Origin of the sequence: Collinsella sp. AM10-26 (assembly GCF_003472525.1) — a bacterium.
Taxonomy (GTDB): Bacteria; Actinomycetota; Coriobacteriia; order Coriobacteriales; family Coriobacteriaceae; genus Collinsella.
Map to the genome: position 1 here is coordinate 86,872 of NZ_QRMC01000008.1, position 21,083 is coordinate 107,954.

A 21,083-nucleotide genomic window follows, 5' to 3' on the forward strand; every position below is an offset into this window, starting at 1 on the left:
TATGGGACGGATTTATTCCATGCCCAAGTATTCTCTCATTTCGACTTTGTAGACAGAAGCTTTATTGCCGTAAACGATCTGAACACCGCCGCCAACGTGCACGATGGCGCTGGCGCCGAGGTCTTTGGTGAAGACGCTATCGTCCTTGACTAGGGCGGTGTCTTTGAGGCTGAGCCTCAGGCGAGTGAAGCAGGCGTTGACACCCGAGATGTTATCGGCGCCGCCCACGGCTTCCACGGTCTGTGGGATGAGCTCGCTTACCTGGACAGGTGCTTTGGAGTCGATTGCCGACGTGTCATCCGCTGCCTGCGTGTCATCATCCTCGCGGCCCGGGGTTTTGAGGTCAAATTTCTTGATAAAGGCGCGGAACAGCACGTAATAGATCCCGAAGTAAGCGATGCCGAGCGGAATAAGCCAGAACCAGTTGGAGCCTTTGTCGGCGTTCATGATGCCGTTGAAGATCCACGAGAGGAGCGGTCCGCCGAAGGCGGAAGGCCCGGGCACATTGAACTGTACCAGGTAGGTGAGTACATACGCGATGCCGCACAGCAGGGCGTGGACCACATAGAGTACGGGTGCTACAAAGAGGAAGGAGTACTCGAGCGGTTCGGTTATGCCCATGATGGCGGCCGGGATAACGGCGGCGATCATGAGGGAGCCGACCTTCTTTTTATTCTCGGGACGGGCACAGTGGTAGATGGCGAGTGCCGCCGCGGGCAGGCCGCACATGGCGAACAGCACCTTGCCGTTCATGACGTATTTTGAGATGTCGATGTCGTACATCATGCCGGGCGTGTTGAGCATGGCGTTGTAGATGTTGACAGCACCTTCGACGGTCTGGCCGTCAACCTGGATGCTACCACCCAGAGAAGTGAAGAAAAACGGCAGGTAGATGAAATGATGCAGGCCGAAGGGCAGAAGCATGCGCTCGGAGAAGCCATAGATGAACGCGCCAAACACCCCGGTGGAATCGATGAGTGTCGAGGCGGCCTTTAGGCCGGTTTGCACAAACGGAAACACGAAGGCGAGCGCAACGCCCACTAGGCTCGCGAAAACGACGGTGAGGGCGGGGACGCAGCGTGTGCCGTTGAAGATGCCGAGCACCGGCGGAAGCTGCACCTTATAGAATCGGTTGTGGATCCACGCGACTACCAAGCCGATGATGATGCCGCCGAATACGCCGGTGTCGAGTGTGGTTACGCCCAGGATGGCGTTCTGACCGGTCTGCAGGTTGGCGGGATCGATGGTGCCCAGCAGGATAAGCAGCTGACCCATGATCGTGTTCATGGTCATGTAGCCGATGAAGCCTGAGAGTGCGGCGGTCGCCTTCTCGGCCTTGGCGTAACCGTAGGCGATGCAGATCGCAAAGAGAACCGAGATGTTACCATTGATAACGTTGCCGGCTGCTTTGATGAGTGTGCTAAAGATCACCATCGGCTCGGTGCCCAAAAACGGGCAGAGCGAGATGAGGTTAGCATTGGAAAGGGCGGAGCCCAGACCGACCAAAATGCCGGAAACGGGCAGGAGGAGGACCGGCGCCATGAGTACCTTGCCGAGTCTCTGGAACTCGCTGTAGAGCTTGCTTTCTTTCATGATGTTCCTTCGATGCGCGGGGAGTTAGGACAGGGTCGGCCAATAATCGCCGTTCGCTTCGATCAGGTCGTCGAGGATTTGGCGCGCGACGGTAGTCGAAGGGACGGTCTTGTTGATTGCAATGGCTTCGAGCGCCTTCTGGTAGGAATGCTCGTAATATGCGTCGACGGCGAGCTTTTCACTGGCATTCTGCTCTTCGATAAGCCCCTTGTAGAAGGTGGGGATAGCAGGCTGGCTGATGGGTTCGGGGCCCCAAGAGCGCAGGTAGGCGGGGACCTCGACCATGGCGTCGTCGGGCAGATTGGGGATGGCACCGTTATTCTCGACGATTACGAGATAACGTTCGCACTTGTTGTAGGCGATAGAGGCGGCTGCGTCGACGATAAAGTCGCCAAAGACCGTGAAGCTCTGTACAGGGCTCTTGTAATTGGCGGGATCTGCCAGGTACTTGTCGTGCTCGGCAAACATCTCCTTCTCGCGTCCGTTGATGACGTTGTCGGCGCGCGTCCAGTTGGGGTCCATGTCATCTGCCATGTCTTTGGAGTACAGGTAGTACTGCAGGTAGCTGTTGGGCAGATACTCGGGATAGTCCTTCACAATCTTGACGTATTGACCCCAGGTGTGCATCCAGTCCTTGTCCTTGTGATGCTTGTCGCTCACGGCCATGCCGTGCTCGAGAATCATCTGACGAAGCTCCGGCAGACGATCGCGTCCCTGCTTGTCGTAGATTTTGGTAAACCAGCCAAAGTGATTGAGTCCAAAATACATGGGGTCGATATCGCGCCAGCTGGGAAGTCCGAGCATCTTAGAGTACGAGAGCAAGATAGCCGTGGGCATATCGCAGATGTTAAGGATATGGTCGTTGTTAAACTCGCGACGTGTGGCCTCGGCGACAACTGCGGCGGGGTTGGAATAGTTGAGGATCCAGGCGTCTGGACTGTATTTCTTGGCGTAGCGTACGAGGTCGAAGACGCCGGGGATGGACCTGATGCCATAGGAGATCGAACCGCCGGCGCCGCAGGTTTCCTGTCCTACACAACCGTACTTGAGAGGGATGCGCTCGTCCTGGCGACGCATCTGAAGGCCACCCTGGCGGATTTGTGCGAAGACGAAGTCGACATCGGTGAATGCCTTTTCGGGATCGGTCGTCACGACAACTTCAATGTCAGGAGCTTCCTGCTCGATGAACTGCTTCATGATGTCGTAGACGAGATGCATGCGCTTCTCGTCGATGTCGTACAGGGCGAGTTTGCGCAGCGGCAATTCGTTTTTCTTCTGCAATAGGCTCTGGATGATGCCGGGAGTGTGGGTGCTGCCGGCCCCGGCGATTACAACTGCTTTCTTGTCCATGTGGTAAACCCCTTTCGTGTGGATTGACCACTTCAGACTACGAAAGCTTTACCTGCGATTCTACCGATTTTCAGATTGCGAAAAACGATAGCGGTAATCTTAACAGGATGCGTTTTGCGTGGTTAAATAGCGCCGGGAAAGATGCTGACTTGGGCGACGTGTTGCATGGCTGCGGGAGCGAACGCCAGGCGGTCAAAAGATGGTGGGCGGTGCTGCGGCTTTTGGCTGCAATTGCGCTACCCGCGACGACGCTCCCAGCGAGCCAACTTAATCGTCACCAGCGTAAGCGCCCAGGCCACAAGCGAGAACGCGGCGCCCACGGCACCCACGTACGCAATGCCAGCGCTGCTCACAACGGCGCCGCCTACCGCGGTGCCAAACGAGATGCCGACGTTAAACGCCATGGGCTCAACCGAACTTGCAAGTACCATCGACTTGGGATGGCGGCTGCGTGCCACGTCCATAAAGTGTGTGATGCACGACACCGAGAACAGGTACATGAGCATTGCCAGACTAAAGACAAAGACAAGTGCGAGCGGCATGGCAGCGCCCGCGGCAAACAGCCCAAACAATGCCGCCGCCTGCAGCGCGAACGTAACCAGCAGTGCCTTCATGCCAAAACGCGCGTCGATCCATCCGCCCAGGATGTTCGAGATCAGGCAGAACACGCCGTAGGCCATAAGCGTGGTACTGGCTTCGACCGTGCCCATGCCCAGCACCTGCTCAAGATAAGGCGTCACATAGCCGTAGAAAACGTAGACCGACCCCACGCCAAACAAAAAGATGAGCATGCCGGTGATGATGCTCGGCTCGCGTAGCAGCCCCGCCTGCTCGCGGAAGGTGGCGGGCTCATCGGTCTGACCGGAGCGCGGCATAAACGCCACAAGCGCTCCGCAGATCAAAACGGCAAAGGTCAGCGTGCCGTACATGGCCACGTGCCAATCGAGCGTGTCGGCCACAAACTTGCCGATCGAAGTGACAAAGACCATTGCCACGGAAAACGCACCATATACCACCGAGATGGCAAGTGAAGTTTGCTGCGGAGACAGCAGCTCGGGGATGTACGTTACGCCCACGGCGAGCAGCGCGCCCGAGACGGAGCCCAGGACAATGCGCGAGATAAACAGCACCTGGAAGTTGGGCGCCAACGCCATGACCAGGTTGCCGAGCACAAAGACGATGCTGTAGCACACGAGCAGCTGGTAGCGCCGGAAGCGTCCCGTGCTGAGCGCGAGCACCGGTGTGGCGATAGCGTAGACGAGCGCGAACACGCTAATAAGTTGGCCTGCGGTGGCAAGCGATACGCCGAGTTCCGTTGCCAAGTCGCTTTCGATGCCGATGACCACGAACTCGGAACAGCCGAGCGAAAAGCCTAACAACACGAGTAACGCCAGACAGAGCTTGGTGCGCGCAGGGGAGAGCGCGGCGGCGGTTGACTTGCTTTTAGGCGTGGTTGCGGCGATCAAGGTTGTCACTCCAATGTCGCATGAATAAGCGGGATTCAATCCCTGCAACTCTAACAGAATGTGACAAAGGGACAGTCCCTTTGTCACATTCGCGGCGTGGCTGCCGCCCAAACCGTCACAACATTCGATGAAAAGCTCGAAAACGAGGAAAAGCGTCGAATGTTGTGATGGTTTTCCTATCTGTGCCGGCGAGCCGCCGTGCCGTCTGGGGGTATAAAACTAGCAAGTGTTTATTTGCGAGGCCTAAGGGGCGCCCCGTATGGATATCGATAACTTTGAATGGTGGTACAGCGAGGGTGAGGCTCCGGACGAGGGGTGGGACGAGCCTGCGCCGCGTGACGTGTCGATCGACGAGGACGAGACTGGCAACGACGTCGCCGCCGACTCGGACGCCGCCCTCGGCCCTGTCGATCCCCTGACCTTCGAACAAGCTTGGGCCCAGGCCGAGGCAGACGAGGCCAAAGCCGATGCTACGGCCACGCTCGGCGAGCCAGCCGACATGTCGATCTCGCCGGCAAAGACCCCGCAGCCGCGCCACACCATCGACCCCGACAGCACGGCATCCTTCAGCATTCTCGACGTGCCCTCGCAGGGTGCCCAGGCGCTCGCGCCCACACGTCGCCCCAATCTGTCTCACGAGGAAGATGCGGGACGTCGCTCGCCGCTCGGCCCCATCCTTATCGCCTTTATGGCCGGCGTTATCGCATGCTCGGTAATTGGTAGCGTTTGGAGCCATGTTGAACAACAGCGAAGAGACGCCGCCAAGGTCGAGATGTCTGTCGAGCAATCGCTCGGCCGCACGCGCTCGGTACATGTGTCGGTCGAGGTCAAGGACGGCGCGACGTGGGACACTGCGCGCGGCGACAGCCAGATGCTCGTCCATATTGTGGGTCGCACGCTCAAGGGGCAAGCGGTCGACGAGTACCAATACGTCAATTCCGAAGGTGACGGTATCGAGCTCAAGCCTGGTGACTACGAGCTCACGGTCGATGAGCCGCCCGTCGCCACCGACGGTACGCGTTTCCGCGCCTCAAAGCGCATGGTTCCCGTGAGCTTTAACTCGCAGGCGCCCGATACGGTCGACACCACGCCGCAGGGCGGGTTCGACCTTTACGTGGATACCCAGTAGGCGTTTGCCGCTCATTCCGCTATGGCTACTCAATAATCGCCTGCCGTCCCGTCCCGCCGCCAAGAGTGGGACAATAGCCCTCGACACTATTGTTTATTTTTGGAGGAAGTAGCATGTCCACCGTCACTACCATCAAGCGCGGCGGCCTCACCGCGGCCATCGATTCCATGGGAGCCCAGCTCACGAGCCTTGCTCTCGACGGCAACGAGTATCTGTGGCAGGGCGACCCCGCCTTTTGGGGCAAGCATGCGCCCATCCTGTTCCCCATTGTGGGCTCGCTGCGCAACAACACGGCAACGTCTGCGGCCGGCACCTGCGAGATGCCGCGCCACGGACTCGCGCGCATTGTCGAGCACAAGCTGGTCGAGGTCTCTGAGGATGGCTCGTCTGTCACCTACGAGATTACCGACACGCCCGAGTCGCTCAAGGCGTTCCCGTTCCACTTTAAGCTCAACATGACCTATGCCCTGACCGGCGACGCCACCCTCACGCAGACCTTTGCCGTCACCAACACCGGCGACATGGACCTGCCGTTCTCGGTGGGCGGCCACCCCGCATTTAACGTGCCCGCCCCCGGTGCCGAGGACGAGGCGTTCGAGGATTACGAGCTGGCGTTTACCGAGGCCTGGACTAACGAGGCCCCCGTCATCACGCCCGATGGCCTTATGACGTTCGAGGGCAGCTACAAGGCCCCCGATAACTCGGACGTGCTGCCCATCACGCACCGCAGCTTCGATAACGACGCAATCATGTTCACCGATACCCCGGGCTCCACGCTCACGCTGCGCGGTTGCAAGTCGGGTCACGGCGTCAAGATCGACTTTGAGGGCTTTAAGTACATCGGCGTGTGGTCTGCCGCCAACGACGCCCCGTTTGTGGCGCTTGAGCCTTGGACCGGTCACACCACCATGGACACCGAGGACGACGTCTTTGAGCACAAGGTCAACACCATCACCCTGGCCCCCGGCGAGACGGACAAGCGCACCTTTAGCGTTACCCTGCTCTAGGCACGGTAAAGCGACGGTCCCTTTGTCGCGTTTCGATAGTAGCCGTTGGACGTTCTTAAACGACTAGTCGTTAAGGAACGTCCAACGGCTTCGTCCGCTCATTCCGTGCGGGTTATATGCAGGTTTGCCTGCGCACGCTATCATGTATGGGTTAGACCGCAACTATGTACCCCATACGCGAAGGGATGCGCATGTATCTGAAGATCGACATGTTCTAGCCGGGCTTACCCCCGCAGCGGCGCCCCGCGCCCCATCAATTCTGCCGATTTTCACCTTCACGCATATAAAGGAGTCCCGCCATGCGCGACAAGCTCGAAAAGATTATCAAGGCCTACGAGGAGCTCGAGAAGAAACTCTCCGACCCGGCCGTCGCCTCCGATATTAAGGAGTTCACGCGTCTCAACAAGGAGTATGCGCACCAGTCCGACCTCATCGCCGCCTCGCGCGAGTACATCGGTGCGCTCGATGACATCGAGGCTGCCAAGGAAATGCTCCGCGACACGACCGACGCGGACGAGAAGGAGATGCTCCAGATGGACATCTCCGAGAACGAGGAGAAGCTTCCCCAGCTCGAGGAAGACATCAAGTACATGCTCATCCCGAGTGACCCCAACGACGACAAGAACACTATCGTCGAGATCCGCTCCGCCGCCGGTGGCGACGAGGCCGCCATCTTCGCCGGCGACCTGTACAAGATGTACCAGCGCTTCTGCGAGTCGCGCGGCTGGAAGACCACCGTGCTCGACTCTAGTCCCAGCGAGGCCGGCGGCTTTAAGTCCATTGAGTTCAAGGTCGAGGGCGACCGCGTCTACTCCGTCATGAAGTTCGAGTCCGGCGTGCACCGCGTCCAGCGCGTTCCCAAGACCGAGTCCCAGGGCCGTATCCAGACCTCCACGGCGACCGTCGCCGTGCTTCCCGAGGCCGAGGAGATCGACGTTCAGATCAACCAGTCCGACCTGCGCATCGACACCTACTGCGCCTCCGGCCCTGGCGGTCAGTGCGTTAACACTACTTACTCCGCCGTGCGCATCACCCACCTGCCCACCAACACCGTGGTGCAGTCGCAGGAGCAGCGTTCCCAGATCCAGAACCGCGAGGTCTGCATGCAGATGCTGCGTGCCCGTCTGTACGAGATGGAGCTCGAGAAGCAGCAGGCAGAGCTCGGTGCCGAGCGCCAGAGCCAGATCGGCCACGGCAACCGTTCCGAGAAGATCCGTACCTACAACCAGCCCCAGGACCGCGTGACCGATCACCGCATCGGTTTCAACTCCACCTACAACGGCGTCCTTCTGGGCGATCAGCTCGGCACCGTCATCGAGGCGCTCGCCGCCGCCGAGCGAGCCGAGAAGCTGGCACAAGCTGTGTAGGTTCCGCCGTTCTACCGAACGGCGGACCAGCCGACGCTGCGCGCCGCCCAGGGCGACAATTTGTCATTCAAAAGGCAAGGCATGACCAGAAGGTCTATGCCTTGCCTTTTTCATGCCAACTTGTTCGCCCTGGACGTCGCTCGCTGTCCGTCCTCTACCTGCAGCGTTGCCTTGCTCCGGATGCGGTATGCTCAACCTGCGGGGTTTCCAGGGTAGTCATTGGGGACGTTCTTAAATGACTAGTCAAAAGGGACATTCTTGCGGCACCTGGCAGTTGGGGACGCTCCTTTTGTGCCGGCAGTTGGGGACTGTCCCTAAAGGCCGGCAGATGGGGACGATCCTTCGCGGTTGGCTGCGAAGACTGTCCCCGATAGCTAGTCGTTTAAGAACGTCCCCAATGACTGGGTTGGGCACAGTGCTTTGAGATGTTATTCAATCGGCTTTGATGGCCATTAAGCCAGCTACCTGCTCAAAGAAATTGCGGCGTTCATCTGTTATTGAAAATATTGCTCAAAAAATCGTCCAAGAAGCTGCAGTGCATTTTTTGATGCGTCGCGCGTCAAGTGATTTGGCAAGTTCTTGGTTAGATATTGGTCAGTTTTGGGGCAACCTTGCCAAAAACTTGACGGATGCAGATTTAGACGTCGACGAATGAACACTTCGGGCAGGTTCCAAGTAAAAATCTGGGCTGATTCTCGATAATCGCCTTCAATCGTCCCTTGCCAAACGCTTGCCTCGCTTACAATCTGCTCCGACATTCGCGCGCCGCCCGGCGCTTAAGAGGGGAGGGCCCCATGGCAAACGAGATCTGGACCATCAAGCGTTGTCTTGAGTGGACCAAGGAGTACCTAGCCGAGCGTGGCGAGGAGCACCCCCGTCTTTCTGCTGAGTGGCTGCTGTGCGCTGCCACGGGTTTGGCACGCATCGACTTATATATGCGCATGGACGAGACGCTTAACGCGGCCCAGCTCGAGACCATGCACGCGGCCGTTGTCCGCCGCGCTAAGGGCGAGCCGCTGCAATACATCACGGGCAGCACGCAGTTTCGCATGATCGACGTCGCGTGCGCCCCCGGTGTGCTCATTCCGCGCCCCGAGACCGAGATGCTCGTCGAGGAAGTTCTCAATTATCTGGATGCCGAGGTGCTGAGCCCCGAGGCTGCTGCCCGTCAGCGTGTTGAGCTGCCTTGGAACGATGAGGTCGAGCAGGCCCGCAAAGCCGAGGCCGCGCTGGCAGACGAACGCGCGACCGCCGAGCGCCGTGCCGCTAACCTGACGGCTGCCGATGAGGCGGCGCTAGGCAGCGACGTGCTGGGTAGCCGTGCCTATGCCGAGGAACTGGCCGACCGCGAGGCCGAGGAAGCCGCCGCGCAGGCAGCGGAAGCCGAGACTGCGGAAGCTGCTGAGCCCGAGCTCGACGAATACGGCATCGCCATCGAGGGTGCCGACCAGGAGACGGCTTCAGCTCTGGATGCCGCTGCGCCTGCCCCAGCCGAGCCCCGCACTGCTCGCGTTCTCGAGGTCGGCTGCGGCACGGGCTGCATCTCGCTCTCCCTTGCTTGGGAGCGCCGCGGCCACGTTACCTGCACCGCTACCGATATCGAGCCGCGTGCCATTGATCTGGCCACCAAAAACCGCGACGCGCTCGGCCTCACGGCAGATGAGGTTGCCTTCAGCCTCACCAACCTGGTGAGCTCCATTCCCCACGACGAGTGGGGCACCTTCGACGTGCTCGTCTCCAACCCGCCTTACATCCCGACCGACGTTATGCGCTCGCTGCCGCACGAGGTCAAGGACTTCGAGCCCGATTTAGCGCTCGAGGGCGGTGCCGATGGCCTGGACATTTTCCGCCGCCTGCTCAATGCGGCACCCTATATGCTGCGTGCCGGCGGACTCTTTGCCTGCGAGCTCTACGAGGGTGCCCTCGACGCCGCCGCCGAACTCTGCCGCCAGGCGGGCCTTTCGGATGTGCGCGTCGTCCGCGATCTCACCGATCGCCCCCGCATCGTTCGGGCCATCGTCACCGAGCCCAAACAGCGCCAGTAATATTTATTAACTGGTTAGCAAAAATTATAAAGTAGTTTATAATTAGGACGGCTGACAGAGGTCGGCCCATGCAACCTCCTACCTTTCGGGAAATCATTGCCCTACTCAAGCACGATGGATTCGTGAAGGTCGCGCAAGTCGGTAGTGATGCTAAGTATGTTTCTGGTGACCGTGTTGTCACCGTGAACGGCTCTGGTGGCGATCGACCAAAGAAGGGCACGTGGGCAAGTATTCGTCGCCAAGCTGGATGGTAGTTGGAGGCAAAATGAGGCAGCGATTTACCTATGACTGCGTTCTCATAAAAGAAGACGACGGTTACTGCGCCAGCTTCCCGCAGATTCCCGGCGCCTTTGCCGATGGCGATACGCGCGAAGAAGCGATTGCCCATGCCACCGAGGCACTGATGGCGTTTTTGGCCGACGACCTCAACAACGGTTTGACTCCGGCAGGGTACGAACGCTCGGCCGAGGTCGTGGCCCTTTCAGTCGAAATCGACCACGAGGACGCTCGGGAAGCGGCGTGCCGAACATTTAAAGACGCAGCGCTGGACCTCAAAGTCTCCGCTCCGCGGATTACCGCGCTGGTCAAAGCCGGAAAGCTCGATGTTGAACTCGTCGACGGCCGTCGGATGATAACGATAGACAGCATCGAGCGCTACGCCGCCCAAGAACGCCACGCCGGCAGGCCAAAGAAGTTCGTCGCAGTCCAATAACCCCCTCACTTTCACCGACTACTAGAGCCGCTCACCAAACCAACATGCGCTCTGGGCAAATAGGTTGAACGTTTCGTGCGAGAATGCCCCACAGTAAACAAACTTGCACCAGAGCGTAAGGGGCTGGCATACACATGCAGACGGTCTATCGGGTATACGAGGGAACGCGCGAGCCGCATCGGCTTGCCGTCGAGCGCACGGCCGAGGTGCTCGGCCGCGGCGGCCTGGCTTTGATCCCGACCGAGACCGTCTACGGTGTCGCCGTGGCAGTTAAAGCCTTCTCCGATGCCGTCCCCCAAGATACAAGCGAGTTCCCGTCGTGGTCATGCGACCCGCAAGCCACCGTCAATGGCGCCGCGGTCCCTGCGCTCGGTACCGGCTACCGCCGCATCTTCACTCTCAAGCAACGTGAACTCACGCAAACCGTCGCTTGGCTGGTCGATGGCGTCGAAGCGCTCGACCGCTATGGCGTGGATATCCCGGAAGATGCCCGCGTACTCGCGCGACGATGCTGGCCGGGAGCCCTGACTATCGTGATTAAGGCAGCCCCCTGCGTGCCGACCTTTATGCGCGCTGCCGACGACACCGTGGCCCTGCGCGCTTCGGCCTCTCCCGTGGTCCAGGCGCTCATCCGCGCCTGCGGCAGTCCCCTTGCCTGCACGAGCGCCAATACGCACGGCGCGCCCTCGCCGGCAAGCTTTGCCGCCGTCGAGGGTCGCATCCTGGAGGGGGTCGATGTTGCCGTCGACGCCGGTGAGACCCCGTGTCGCGACGTCTCGACCATCGTGTCGTTCCAGCACGGCGGGCTCCAGATCCTGCGCCAAGGCGCACTTCCCGCATCAGAGATCGAACGGGTCCTGTCCGACCCGATGCAATAGAAAGGTGTAAGCGATGTCGTTGAATCTGGGCAGCCTGGGCATGGAAGATGCCTCGTTTAACTTTGGCGGTTCCTACATCATGGCGCTCGACTGCGGCACCACCTCGGTACTTGCGACCATCGTCGACGAGTACGGATGCATCGTCGCGCAGGCGCGTCGCAGCGTCAAAACCAGTTTTCCGCGTCCCGGTTGGGTAGAGCAAGACCCCATGGCGGTCCTCGCCAGTCAAATCGCCGTCATGATGGAAGTCCAGTTTAAGAGCGGTATCCACTCCGACCGCATTGCCGCCATCGGCATCTCCAACCAGCGCGAGACCACGGTGGTCTGGGACCGCGTGAGCGGTCAGCCGATCTATAACGCCATCGTATGGCAGTGCCGCCGTACCGCGCCGGCAATCGACGCGTTGGTTGAACAGGGTTGCGAGGAGTTGGTGCGCTCCCGCACGGGACTCACGCTCGACCCGTATTTCTCGGCCTCCAAGGTGCAGTGGATTCTCGACAACGTCGACGGCGCACGCGAGAGCGCGGCGGCGGGCGACCTCATGTTTGGCACCATCGACACCTGGCTCATCTACAACCTCACCGGCGGCCAGGTCTTTGCCACCGACTACACCAATGCCAGCCGCACGGCGCTCTTTAATATCCATACGCTCGATTGGGACGACGACCTGCTGGCGCTCTTTGACGTTCCACGTTCCATGATGCCCGAGGTTCGCTGGAGCTCGGGCGACTACGGCCGCGTCGCGAGCGACATCATGACCAACACGCCGCCCATCATGGGCGTGGCGGGCGACCAGCAGGCGTCGCTGTTCGGTCACTGCTGTTTCCGTCCCGGCCAGACCAAAAACACCTATGGCACGGGTTGCTTTATGCTCATGAACACCGGCGACGAGATCGTCGAATCCAAGAACGGCCTGGTCTCCACCATCGGTATCGCTGCGAACGGGAAGATCAGCTATGCACTCGAGGGCTCCATCTTCGCTGCCGGCTCCACCATGAACTGGCTTCGCAACAACATGGGCATCATCTCGAGCGCGAGCGAGTCGGCACAACTCGCCGCTTCGATTAACGACAACGAGGGCTGCTACTTCGTTCCCGCCTTTGCGGGTTTGGGTGCTCCCTGGTGGGACCCGCATGCTCGCGGTATCGTGTGCGGTCTGACCGGCGCCTCGAGCCGTGCGACCATCGTACGTGCCGCCTGCGAATCCATGGCATATCAGAGCTACGACGTGCTGCGCGCCATGGAGCAGGACGTGGGGCTTTCGATCGAGCGCCTGTCTGTCGATGGCGGTGCCTCGCGCAACGAGTTCATCATGCAATTCCAGGCCGACCTGCTGGATATCCCCGTGCTGCAATGCGAGACGGTGGAGACCACGGCAATCGGTGCCGCGTACTTGGCGGGTCTTGCCGTCGGCTATTGGGAAGACCTAGAAGAGCTGGAGCAAAATGCCCAGATCGTTAGGACCTTCCTTCCCCACATGTCTGCCGAGCGCCGCGAGCAAAACCTTGCGGGCTGGCGTGATGCAGTCAAGCGCTCGCTCAGTACCGCACAGTAGGGCTGCGATGGGCTGCTCGATACAATAAACCGCTAAACTAATGCTTGGCGTTCGGCGGCAACATTGCTGCGCGCCTTGTCAGCAAGGCCGTTTTGCGGCCGCAACGAAAGGGGCAATCAACCCATGACCGTCACCTACGACGCGTCCCGTGTGACGCTTGTCGATCACCCGCTCGTCCAGCACAAGCTGTCGATCCTGCGCGACAAAAACACCGGCACCAACCAGTTCCGCCAGCTCGTGCGCGAACTCGCGCTTTTTGACGGCTACGAGGCCATGCGCGACCTGCCTATGGAAGACGTCGAGGTCGAGACCCCCATCACTACCGCCACGTTCAAACAACTCGCCGGCAAGAAACTCGCCATCGTGCCCATCCTGCGTGCGGGCCTTGGCATGGTCGACGGCATCCTCGACCTGGTGCCCTCCGCTCGCGTGGGCCACATCGGCATGGAGCGCGACGAGGTTACCCACGAGCCGCACGAGTATTACTGCAAGATGCCCAAGGATATCGACCAGCGCATCTGCCTGGTCGTCGACCCCATGCTCGCCACGGGCGGTTCGGCCGAGATGGCCATCAGCTACCTGCGCGAGCGCGGTGTCAAGGACATCCGCATGCTGTGCATCGTCGCCGCGCCCGAGGGTCTCAAGTCGCTGACCGAAAAGGACTCCGGCGTACATATTTATACGTGCGCCATCGACGATCATCTCAACGAGGCAGCCTACATCGTTCCCGGCCTGGGCGACGCCGGCGACCGCATCTACGGCACGCTCTAGTCGTCGGGCCTTGTCGGCTACGGTCACAAATACGAAGAAATGGTGCGCGCGGGCGAGCAAAAGACGTCCACGCGCGCTCCTGTTAACGGACGTTTAGCCCAGAGGGGTTCGAGAAAAACGTATTACCTACCTGCGACATAAAGAAGGTCTTAAGAAAACGAACAGGTGAGTATTAACCGATGCTTTTTCGGTTGTACTTTAGCGATTGGCTCGTAAAATAGTCACCAATGTTTGGCGGGAACTGTTCTGGGAAGCGTTAAAGAAGGAAAGTGAGGACGCCAGTGTTTCAGATAGCCGATCTGCTCGCTATCGTTGCAGGCGTCATCGCGGGCGCGGTCGCCTTTCTTCCCTTTGTTTTTACGCTCAAGCCGGTTCTTGACGATAAGCAGAATGCGGACATGCTCAAGGGCATGGTGAGTCTGGCGGTCTCGGCAATCGCCCTGCTCGTCTTTACCTTGGTTGTGTTTGTGTTGTTCGGAGAGGCATTTCGCATGTTCCTCCTGGGCGAGGCGATCGGCTTCGTGGCCTTTATGGCCGCCTGCACGGTTCGCGTCGCCAAGGCGCTGCGAGATCCTCATGAGGTCGAAAGGTAAGTCGTGGAAATTTTTGAAAAGCTGCCTGATGAGATTAATCATCTGGTTAGCGAGTTCAGCTCCACCCCCGTCGTGGGCGATCTGAGCTGCGGCATCACGCAGTACTCGTTTTGGCTGATCGTCTCCACGATCGTGCTCCTGATCGTCCTAGCCGTGTTCAAGAAGAAGCAGACCCTGGTTCCCAAGGGCTTCTTCGTCAACGGTTTCGAGTACATCATCGAGTACGTCGAGAACGATATCGGCAAGGGCGTCGTGGGTGAGAACTGGAAGAAGCACTTCCCGTTCCTGTGCTCGCTTTTCCTGTTCATCCTGATCAATAACATGATCGGCCTGATCCCGGGAATGAAGCCCGGCACCGGCGCAATCGGCTCCACCGCCGCGCTCGCCATCTTCGCCTTCGTGTACTTCATCTACTACGGATGCAAGGCTCACGGCGTGATCGGCTACATCAAGAGCCTCGCCCCGCAGGGCGTGAGCTTCCCGATGAACGTGCTTGTGTGGGTCGTCGAGCTTTTCTCGACCTTCCTGCGCCTCATCACACTCGCCGTCCGTCTGTTCTGCAACATGTTCGCAGGACACGTGGTCATGGGCTCGTTCGCCATCATGGCGAGCATGTTCATGCAGCCGCTGCTTCAGCAGGTTTCCGCGGCCCACGCCGTCGGTGCCCTGCCTTCGCTGGCCTGGCTTGCTATCCTCATCCTGATCTATGCGATCGAGCTTGTGGTCGGCGCCATCCAGGCTTACGTCTTCACGGTCCTTACCGCCGTGTATGTCTCTGAGGCAGAGGAGGTCGCGGAGGAGGAGTAGTCTTCCGTTCGCGTCTTAAAGGTAAGGCAATTCGTTAAACCGCCGGTGCCCGTACCCATGGAGCCCGGCAGTTATAAAAAGGTTATCCTGCGTGAAATAAGACACGCACGACAAAGGAGGAATCGTGGGAGTTATCGGTTACGGTCTCGGTGTTATCGGCGCTGGTCTTGCTATCGGCCTGTCTGCTCTGGGTGCTACGGGTGCTATGGCCCGTCAGCCTGAGGTCCAGGGCCGCGTGTTCACCGTCTTCATCATGGGCTCCGCCTTCGGCGAGGCTCTGGCTCTGATCGGCTTCGTTGTCGCGCTGATCGTTAAATAGCACGGAGCGTCAAGTATGAATCTTTCATCCCAGAAGAGCGCGATCGCACTCTCCGCGTCCGCGGCCGCGCTGCTCATGCCGGTTTCCGCGTTCGCCGAGGACGGCGCTGCCGGTGCGGACATCCTCATCCCTAAGATGGCGGAGTTCATCCCGGCGCTTATCGCCTTCCTGATTATCTGGATCGTGCTGGCCAAGGTCGCCCTGCCGGGCATCATGAAAACCATGGAGGAGCGCGGCAAGAAGATCGAGGAGAGCCTCGACGAGGCCGAGAAGACCAAGCAGGAGGCTATCGCCAAGCGTGCTGAGTCCGACTCGATCGTCACCGACGCCCGTCGTCAGGCTGCCGACATCGTTCTCGAGGCCCGTAAGGACGCCGAGTCCGAGCGCGCCCGTATCATCGAGGCTGCTCACAAGGAGGCAGAGGAGATCATCGCCAAGGCCCATACGACTGTCGAGGACGAGCGCAAGTCCATTTACGCCGGTGCCGCGAGCTCCATCGCCGACCTGTCCGTTGCCGTCGCCACCAAGATCGTGGGCGAGGCACTCGAGGACGAGGCCGAGCAGAAGAAGCTCATCGAGCGCTACATCCAGGAAGCAGGTAGCCTGAATGCCGACTAGCCGCTATCAGGACAAGGTGCTCGAGACCTATGCGCGCTCCCTTCTGGAAGCCGCCAAGGCCGAGAACCATGTGTTCGAGGACCTCGAGATGATCGAGCGCTTGGCTTCTGCCAGCCCCGAGATCATCGCCGTGCTCGACACCATGTCCAAGCGCGACCAGCTCGACCTTCTTCCCAAGGTGGCAGCTGCCTTTAAGTATGTTGCCGAGGAAGACGAGGATGTAGTGGGCGTGACCGTCACCACGGCGATCCCGCTCGACGACGAGCTGCGTCAAACCATCACTAAGAAATGCGAGCAGGACTTCGGCCGCAAGGTATTCCTTATCGAGCAGGTCGACCCGTCTATCGTGGGCGGCCTGGTGCTCGAGGCCCGCGGCGAGCGTCGTGACATTTCCGTCAAGACGCAGCTGCGCATCGCGCAGGAGACCCTCGCAAACTCTGCTAATTCGTACGGAGGTGAAGCCTAATGTCCGAAACCCTCAATGCCCAGGATATCGCCAAGAAACTGCAGGAGCAGCTCACGAGCCTCTCCGCGACGGTCGATACGCATGAGGTTTCAACGGTCGACGAGGTAGGCGACGGCATCGCGCGCGTCTCCGGCCTCAAGAGCGCCATGGCAGGCGAGCTTCTGGAGTTCAAGAGCTCCGATACCGGTGAGACCGTCTTCGGCCTTGCCCAAAACCTTGACCGTGACGAGGTCGGCGCCGTTCTGTTTGGTGCCGTCGACTCCATCAAGGAAGGCGACGAGTGCCGCACCACTGGCCGCATTATGGATATCCCTGTGAGCCGTGCTATGCTTGGCCGCGTCGTCAATCCGCTCGGCCAGCCTATCGACGGCCTGGGTGACATCGTCGCCACGCACCGTCGTCCCATCGAGTTCAAGGCCCCCGGTGTCATCGACCGTACCCCGGTGTGCGAGCCGGTTCAGACCGGCCTGTTGGCTATCGACTCCATGGTGCCTATCGGCCGTGGTCAGCGTGAGCTCATCATCGGCGACCGAAAGACCGGTAAGACCGCCATTGCCATCGACGCTATCCTCAATCAGAGCGGCAAGGGCATGGTCTGCATCTATGTCGCCATCGGCCAGAAGGCCTCCACGGTTGCCAACATCCGCGAGACCCTCGCTCAGCACGGTGCGCTCGACTACACCATCATCGTTTCGGCCACCGCTGCCGATTCCGCCCCTATGCAGTACATCGCGCCTATGGCCGGTGCCGCTATCGGCGAATTCTTTATGTACAACGGCGAGGATGGTAAGCCCGCCAACGAGACCAACCCCGGCGGTCACGTGCTCGTCATCTACGACGACCTGTCCAAGCAGGCTGTGGCCTACCGTCAGATGTCGCTGACGCTGCATCGTCCGCCCGGACGCGAGGCCTATCCTGGCGACATCTTCTACCTGCACTCTCGTCTGCTCGAGCGTGCCGTCAAGATGTCCAAGAAGAACGGTTACGGCTCCATGACGGCCCTGCCGATCATCGAGACCCAGGACGGCGATGTCTCGGCCTACATTCCGACCAACGTCATTTCCATTACCGATGGTCAGATCTACCTGCAGTCCGAGCTCTTCTTCCAGGGTCAGCGCCCGGCAGTCGACGTGGGCATTTCCGTGTCCCGCGTTGGTGGCGACGCGCAGACCAAGGCCATGAAGCAGGTCGCCGGCAACCTCCGTCTGGACCTCGCTTCGTATCAGGAGCTCGCCGGCTTTACGCAGTTCGGCTCCGACCTTGACGAGGCTACTCAGAAGCAGCTGACCCATGGTGCCCGCATGACCGAGCTCCTGAAGCAGCCGCGTTATAAACCATTTGAGGTTGGCGAGCAGATCGTTGCGCTGTTCGCTGGCAACGAGGGCTTCCTGGACGACCTGGAGATCGCCGACGTGCTGCCTTTCCGTGCCGAGCTCATCGAGTACATGGACAATGGCTTTGGCTTACTGCTCGACAAGGTTCGCGCCAAGAAGATCGATGATGACACCAAGGCTGAGCTCTTGCGCGTCATCGGCGACTTTAAGCAGCAGTTCATGGCCAAGCACCATTCGGATGTTTCTGGATCAGAGGAGAACTAAGCCCTATGGCCAACCTTCGCGACATTAAGAAGCGAATCTCCTCGGTTACCACGACCAAGCAGATCACGCGCACGATGGAGATGGTCTCTACGGCCAAGATCCGTCGTGCCCTCGATCGCTCCAAGCAGGCCGAGCCCTATAAGGAGGCGCTGACCGACGTCATGTTGACGGTCGCCGGCGACGCCTCCTGTTCGGGCACCGATCCCATGCTGCAGAAGCATGAGAGCGTCAAGCATGGCCTGATTGTCGTCATTGCCTCGGACCGCGGCCTTGCCGGCGGTTTCAATACGACAGTGGAGCGTACGGCCGAAAAGCTCGCCGCTTCTTGGGCGAACGACGGCATCGAGTGCGAGATCATCGCGTGCGGGCGCAAGCCGGCCACGTATTTTCGCGACCGCGCAAACGTCATCATGCACTTTGAGGGCAACTCCTCTGAGCCCGATTTCAATCAGGCCCGCATGATCTCCTCTCATATCTGCGATGCGTATCGTGCCGGTGAGCTTGACCGTGTCGAGCTTGTCTACCACCACGCAAAGAACCGCGTGGATCAGGAGCTTCGCGTCGAGCATCTGTTGCCGCTCGACCCCGAGATGATCGCTATGGCCCACGGTCCGCGTAAGAACGAGACCGACGCCCCTAAGCGCATCTCGTCCACGTTCGAGTTCGTGCCCTCTCCCGAGCATGTTCTCGGCAAGCTTGTACCGTCGTATATCCTGACGGTCATCTACCAGGCCCTGATCGATTCGGCGGCTGCCGAGCAGGGTGCACGCCGCAAGGCCATGCACTCCGCGACGGAAAACGCCACCGCGATCATCTCGACCCTTACCCGCACGTATAGTCGCGTGCGCCAGGCTTCGATCACGACCGAGATTAACGAGATCGTCGGCGGAGCCTCAGCATTGGAGGAACAGTAATGGCTAATAACACCGTAAAGCTTGCGGTCGAGGAAGCCACCAAGAAGACGACTGCCGGTGATGGTCGCATCGTGCGTATCATCGGCCCTGTCGTCGACGTCAAGTTTGACGGCGCGGTGCCCCCGATCTACAACGCGCTCACGGTCGAGGCCGAGACCCCGATCGGTCATCTGAGCACGATCCTCGAGGTCGAGAGTCAGCTTCCGGGCGGCGTCGTCCGCACGGTCGCCATGTCCTCGACCGACGGCCTGCAGCGCGGCCTCATCGCCACCGATACCGGTGAGCCCATGAAGATGCCCGTTGGTCCCAAGACGCTCGGCCGCATTTGGAACGTCATGGGCAAGCCCGTCGACGGCAAGCCCATGCCCGAGGTGGAGGAGTTCTACCCCATCCACCATGCAGCGCCCCGCTTTGACGAGCTCACCACCAAGACCGAGATCTTCGAGACCGGCATCAAGGCCGTCGACCTGCTTGAGCCCTACATCCGTGGCGGCAAGACGGGCCTGTTTGGCGGCGCCGGCGTCGGCAAGACCGTTCTGATTCAGGAGCTCATCAACAACCTCGCCCAGGAGCACGGCGGCACCTCGGTGTTCACCGGCGTCGGCGAGCGTACCCGCGAGGGCACCGACCTGTTCCTCGAGATGAGCGAGTCTGGCGTTATCGACAAGACCTGCTTGGTCTATGGTCAGATGAACGAGCCGCCCGGAGCGCGTCTGCGCATCGGTCTGGCCGGCCTTACCACCGCTGAGTATTTCCGTGATCGTGGCCAGGACGTTCTACTGTTCATCGACAACATCTTCCGCTTCTCCCAGGCAGGTTCCGAGGTTTCCGCACTGCTGGGCCGTATGCCGTCCGCCGTTGGTTACCAGCCCACGCTGGCAACCGAGATGGGCGACCTCCAGGAGCGCATTACCTCGACCAAGACGGGCTCAATTACCTCCGTCCAGGCTGTCTACGTCCCCGCAGACGACCTGACCGACCCGGCGCCTGCCACGACGTTTACGCACCTCGACGCCACCACGGTTCTTTCGCGTAGCATTTCGTCGCTCGGCCTGTTCCCGGCTATCGACCCGCTCGCGTCTTCCTCCGACGCTCTCGATCCCTCGATTGTCGGCGAGGAGCACTACCGTGTCGCCGTCAAGGTCCAGGAGCTCCTGCAGGAGTACTCCGACCTTCAGGACATCATCGCCATTCTGGGTATGGACGAGCTGTCCGAGGAGCAGCGCCTTACGGTCAACCGCGCTCGTAAGATTCAGCAGTTCCTCTCGCAGTCCTTCCACGTCGCCGAGAAGTTCACCGGCAATCCCGGTGTCTACGTCCGCGTCGAGGATACCGTCCGCTCCTTTGCCGAGATTGTCGACGGCAAGGCCGATGACCTGCCCGAGCAGGCTTTCCGCTATGCTTCCACGATTGAGGACGTGCGCGAGCGCGCCCGCAAGATGGGGGAGAAGTAGGTTATGCGTATCCGCATCGTGTGCCCCGTGAGCTGCGCCTATGAGGGCGATGCTGCGTTTGTGTCGATTCCGTCCACGGATGGCGAGTTTGGCGTTCTGCCTGCTCACTCCAGCGAGATCTGCACGATCGACCGCGGTTACGTTCGCGTTTCCGATAAGGCCATGGGCACTGTCGACCACACGTTTGCCGTGGCCGGCGGCTATGCCCAGGTTGCGGACGATGTCGTGACCGTTCTCGCCGAGCGCGCTTGCGATCTGGCGACCGTCGATGCCGACAAGCTTAAAGCTGATATTCAAGGTTTTGAAGAGAAGCTGGGTAATTTGTCGGAGGATGATGCACGCCGCGCCTACCTCTATAATGAAATCGCATGGTGTAAGCTCAAGCTTGCCCAATAGTCAAACGATTTAACGTTCGACCATTTGCGAACACATCATGCCCGG

The 21,083-nt window shown here is 60.0% G+C and carries 22 protein-coding genes; 18 read left to right on the plus strand and 4 right to left on the minus strand.

All coding sequences use genetic code 11. The annotated features are described in order from the left end of the window. Positions 1-12 precede the first annotated feature (12 nt). The 3 genes from DW123_RS08265 to DW123_RS08275 all read right to left on the minus strand — a co-directional run bounded on the left by DW123_RS08265 (position 13) and on the right by DW123_RS08275 (position 4,418). Complete coding sequence (locus DW123_RS08265) at positions 13-1,593, minus strand: PTS transporter subunit EIIC (RefSeq protein WP_118273520.1); 1,581 nt, start codon at positions 1,591-1,593, stop codon at positions 13-15. Positions 1,594-1,617: 24 nt separating this feature from the next. Beyond that, on the minus strand, positions 1,618-2,943 hold the full coding sequence (locus DW123_RS08270) for a 6-phospho-alpha-glucosidase (RefSeq protein ID WP_117763852.1): 1,326 nt from the start codon (positions 2,941-2,943) through the stop codon (positions 1,618-1,620). A gap of 236 nt (positions 2,944-3,179) precedes the next feature. Next, the gene (locus tag DW123_RS08275; protein WP_233540175.1) at positions 3,180-4,418 is read right to left on the minus strand and encodes an MFS transporter; all 1,239 of its coding nucleotides are present in this window, start codon (positions 4,416-4,418) and stop codon (positions 3,180-3,182) included. Between the two features lie 250 nt (positions 4,419-4,668). On the opposite strand from DW123_RS08275, the gene DW123_RS08280 reads away from it, so the two are divergent. The 3 genes from DW123_RS08280 (at position 4,669) to prfA (ending at position 7,912) form a co-directional block, all read left to right on the plus strand. Then, positions 4,669-5,538 carry a hypothetical protein gene (locus DW123_RS08280; protein ID WP_117734905.1) on the plus strand — a complete coding sequence of 290 codons (870 nt, stop codon included), beginning with the start codon at positions 4,669-4,671 and terminating at the stop codon, positions 5,536-5,538. 113 nt (positions 5,539-5,651) lie between these two features. After that, positions 5,652-6,545: an aldose 1-epimerase family protein gene (locus DW123_RS08285; RefSeq protein ID WP_118273521.1), complete on the plus strand. Its 894-nt coding sequence runs from the start codon at positions 5,652-5,654 to the stop codon at positions 6,543-6,545. 299 nt (positions 6,546-6,844) lie between these two features. Beyond that, positions 6,845-7,912, plus strand: a complete 1,068-nt coding sequence (gene prfA / locus DW123_RS08290; protein ID WP_006235697.1) for a peptide chain release factor 1 — start codon at positions 6,845-6,847, stop codon at positions 7,910-7,912. Between the two features lie 494 nt (positions 7,913-8,406). Here prfA and DW123_RS09510 read toward each other — a convergent pair whose 3' ends face one another. Continuing rightward, positions 8,407-8,670, minus strand: coding sequence for a hypothetical protein (locus DW123_RS09510; protein WP_147351610.1), 264 nt, complete (start codon positions 8,668-8,670; stop codon positions 8,407-8,409). A gap of 36 nt (positions 8,671-8,706) precedes the next feature. Here DW123_RS09510 and DW123_RS08295 point away from each other — a divergent pair, with 36 nt between their 5' ends. From DW123_RS08295 to atpC, 15 genes are all read left to right on the plus strand, one after another. Then, positions 8,707-9,957 carry a HemK/PrmC family methyltransferase gene (locus DW123_RS08295; RefSeq protein WP_118273522.1) on the plus strand — a complete coding sequence of 417 codons (1,251 nt, stop codon included), beginning with the start codon at positions 8,707-8,709 and terminating at the stop codon, positions 9,955-9,957. A gap of 68 nt (positions 9,958-10,025) precedes the next feature. Then, a complete protein-coding gene (locus DW123_RS09875) occupies positions 10,026-10,211 on the plus strand; it encodes a type II toxin-antitoxin system HicA family toxin (protein WP_118273523.1) in 186 nt (61 codons plus the stop codon). Then, complete coding sequence (locus tag DW123_RS08305; protein WP_128620077.1) at positions 10,178-10,669, plus strand: type II toxin-antitoxin system HicB family antitoxin; 492 nt, start codon at positions 10,178-10,180, stop codon at positions 10,667-10,669. Before DW123_RS09875 ends, DW123_RS08305 begins: the two co-directional genes overlap by 34 nt. 134 nt (positions 10,670-10,803) lie before the next feature. After that, positions 10,804-11,547 (plus strand): L-threonylcarbamoyladenylate synthase, encoded by a 744-nt coding sequence (locus DW123_RS08310; RefSeq protein ID WP_117734912.1) that lies wholly within the window; start codon positions 10,804-10,806, stop codon positions 11,545-11,547. Between the two features lie 13 nt (positions 11,548-11,560). After that, on the plus strand, positions 11,561-13,102 hold the full coding sequence (glpK, locus tag DW123_RS08315; RefSeq protein WP_117734913.1) for a glycerol kinase GlpK: 1,542 nt from the start codon (positions 11,561-11,563) through the stop codon (positions 13,100-13,102). Positions 13,103-13,225: 123 nt separating this feature from the next. Beyond that, the gene (gene upp / locus DW123_RS08320) at positions 13,226-13,873 is read left to right on the plus strand and encodes a uracil phosphoribosyltransferase (protein WP_118273524.1); all 648 of its coding nucleotides are present in this window, start codon (positions 13,226-13,228) and stop codon (positions 13,871-13,873) included. 281 nt (positions 13,874-14,154) lie between these two features. Further along, complete coding sequence (locus DW123_RS08325) at positions 14,155-14,466, plus strand: hypothetical protein (protein ID WP_117734915.1); 312 nt, start codon at positions 14,155-14,157, stop codon at positions 14,464-14,466. A gap of 3 nt (positions 14,467-14,469) precedes the next feature. Beyond that, positions 14,470-15,273: a F0F1 ATP synthase subunit A gene (gene atpB / locus DW123_RS08330; protein WP_022094263.1), complete on the plus strand. Its 804-nt coding sequence runs from the start codon at positions 14,470-14,472 to the stop codon at positions 15,271-15,273. Between the two features lie 124 nt (positions 15,274-15,397). Beyond that, positions 15,398-15,592: an ATP synthase subunit C gene (locus DW123_RS08335; RefSeq protein WP_022094262.1), complete on the plus strand. Its 195-nt coding sequence runs from the start codon at positions 15,398-15,400 to the stop codon at positions 15,590-15,592. Positions 15,593-15,607: 15 nt separating this feature from the next. Further along, entirely contained in the window at positions 15,608-16,210 is a 603-nt protein-coding gene (gene atpF, locus DW123_RS08340) for a F0F1 ATP synthase subunit B (RefSeq protein WP_117635548.1), read from the plus strand. Further along, the gene (locus DW123_RS08345) at positions 16,200-16,676 is read left to right on the plus strand and encodes a FoF1 ATP synthase subunit delta (protein WP_006235713.1); all 477 of its coding nucleotides are present in this window, start codon (positions 16,200-16,202) and stop codon (positions 16,674-16,676) included. Before atpF ends, DW123_RS08345 begins: the two co-directional genes overlap by 11 nt. After that, positions 16,676-18,274 (plus strand): F0F1 ATP synthase subunit alpha, encoded by a 1,599-nt coding sequence (gene atpA, locus DW123_RS08350; protein WP_117734916.1) that lies wholly within the window; start codon positions 16,676-16,678, stop codon positions 18,272-18,274. Before DW123_RS08345 ends, atpA begins: the two co-directional genes overlap by 1 nt. 5 nt (positions 18,275-18,279) lie before the next feature. Then, entirely contained in the window at positions 18,280-19,188 is a 909-nt protein-coding gene (gene atpG, locus DW123_RS08355) for an ATP synthase F1 subunit gamma (protein WP_117743860.1), read from the plus strand. Next, entirely contained in the window at positions 19,188-20,642 is a 1,455-nt protein-coding gene (gene atpD, locus DW123_RS08360; protein ID WP_006235717.1) for a F0F1 ATP synthase subunit beta, read from the plus strand. The genes atpG and atpD overlap by 1 nt, the downstream gene beginning before the upstream one ends. 3 nt (positions 20,643-20,645) lie before the next feature. Next, positions 20,646-21,038 (plus strand): ATP synthase F1 subunit epsilon, encoded by a 393-nt coding sequence (gene atpC, locus DW123_RS08365; RefSeq protein WP_006235718.1) that lies wholly within the window; start codon positions 20,646-20,648, stop codon positions 21,036-21,038. The last annotated feature ends 45 nt before the right edge of the window (positions 21,039-21,083 follow it).

What these genes read in the sequence shown, in the direction of transcription:
- DW123_RS08310 (WP_117734912.1), top strand. Translation starts at nt 10,804, where the DNA reads ATGCAGACGGTCTATCGGGTATACGAGGGAACGCGCGAGCCGCATCGG.
- atpD (WP_006235717.1), top strand. Translation starts at nt 19,188, where the DNA reads ATGGCTAATAACACCGTAAAGCTTGCGGTCGAGGAAGCCACCAAGAAG.
- DW123_RS08270 (WP_117763852.1), bottom strand. Translation starts at nt 2,943, where the DNA reads ATGGACAAGAAAGCAGTTGTAATCGCCGGGGCCGGCAGCACCCACACT.
- DW123_RS08280 (WP_117734905.1), top strand. Translation starts at nt 4,669, where the DNA reads ATGGATATCGATAACTTTGAATGGTGGTACAGCGAGGGTGAGGCTCCG.
- DW123_RS08265 (WP_118273520.1), bottom strand. Translation starts at nt 1,593, where the DNA reads ATGAAAGAAAGCAAGCTCTACAGCGAGTTCCAGAGACTCGGCAAGGTA.
- atpG (WP_117743860.1), top strand. Translation starts at nt 18,280, where the DNA reads ATGGCCAACCTTCGCGACATTAAGAAGCGAATCTCCTCGGTTACCACG.
- atpA (WP_117734916.1), top strand. Translation starts at nt 16,676, where the DNA reads ATGTCCGAAACCCTCAATGCCCAGGATATCGCCAAGAAACTGCAGGAG.
- upp (WP_118273524.1), top strand. Translation starts at nt 13,226, where the DNA reads ATGACCGTCACCTACGACGCGTCCCGTGTGACGCTTGTCGATCACCCG.
- glpK (WP_117734913.1), top strand. Translation starts at nt 11,561, where the DNA reads ATGTCGTTGAATCTGGGCAGCCTGGGCATGGAAGATGCCTCGTTTAAC.
- atpC (WP_006235718.1), top strand. Translation starts at nt 20,646, where the DNA reads ATGCGTATCCGCATCGTGTGCCCCGTGAGCTGCGCCTATGAGGGCGAT.
- prfA (WP_006235697.1), top strand. Translation starts at nt 6,845, where the DNA reads ATGCGCGACAAGCTCGAAAAGATTATCAAGGCCTACGAGGAGCTCGAG.
- DW123_RS09875 (WP_118273523.1), top strand. Translation starts at nt 10,026, where the DNA reads ATGCAACCTCCTACCTTTCGGGAAATCATTGCCCTACTCAAGCACGAT.
- atpF (WP_117635548.1), top strand. Translation starts at nt 15,608, where the DNA reads ATGAATCTTTCATCCCAGAAGAGCGCGATCGCACTCTCCGCGTCCGCG.
- DW123_RS08295 (WP_118273522.1), top strand. Translation starts at nt 8,707, where the DNA reads ATGGCAAACGAGATCTGGACCATCAAGCGTTGTCTTGAGTGGACCAAG.
- DW123_RS09510 (WP_147351610.1), bottom strand. Translation starts at nt 8,670, where the DNA reads ATGTCGGAGCAGATTGTAAGCGAGGCAAGCGTTTGGCAAGGGACGATT.
- DW123_RS08345 (WP_006235713.1), top strand. Translation starts at nt 16,200, where the DNA reads ATGCCGACTAGCCGCTATCAGGACAAGGTGCTCGAGACCTATGCGCGC.
- DW123_RS08285 (WP_118273521.1), top strand. Translation starts at nt 5,652, where the DNA reads ATGTCCACCGTCACTACCATCAAGCGCGGCGGCCTCACCGCGGCCATC.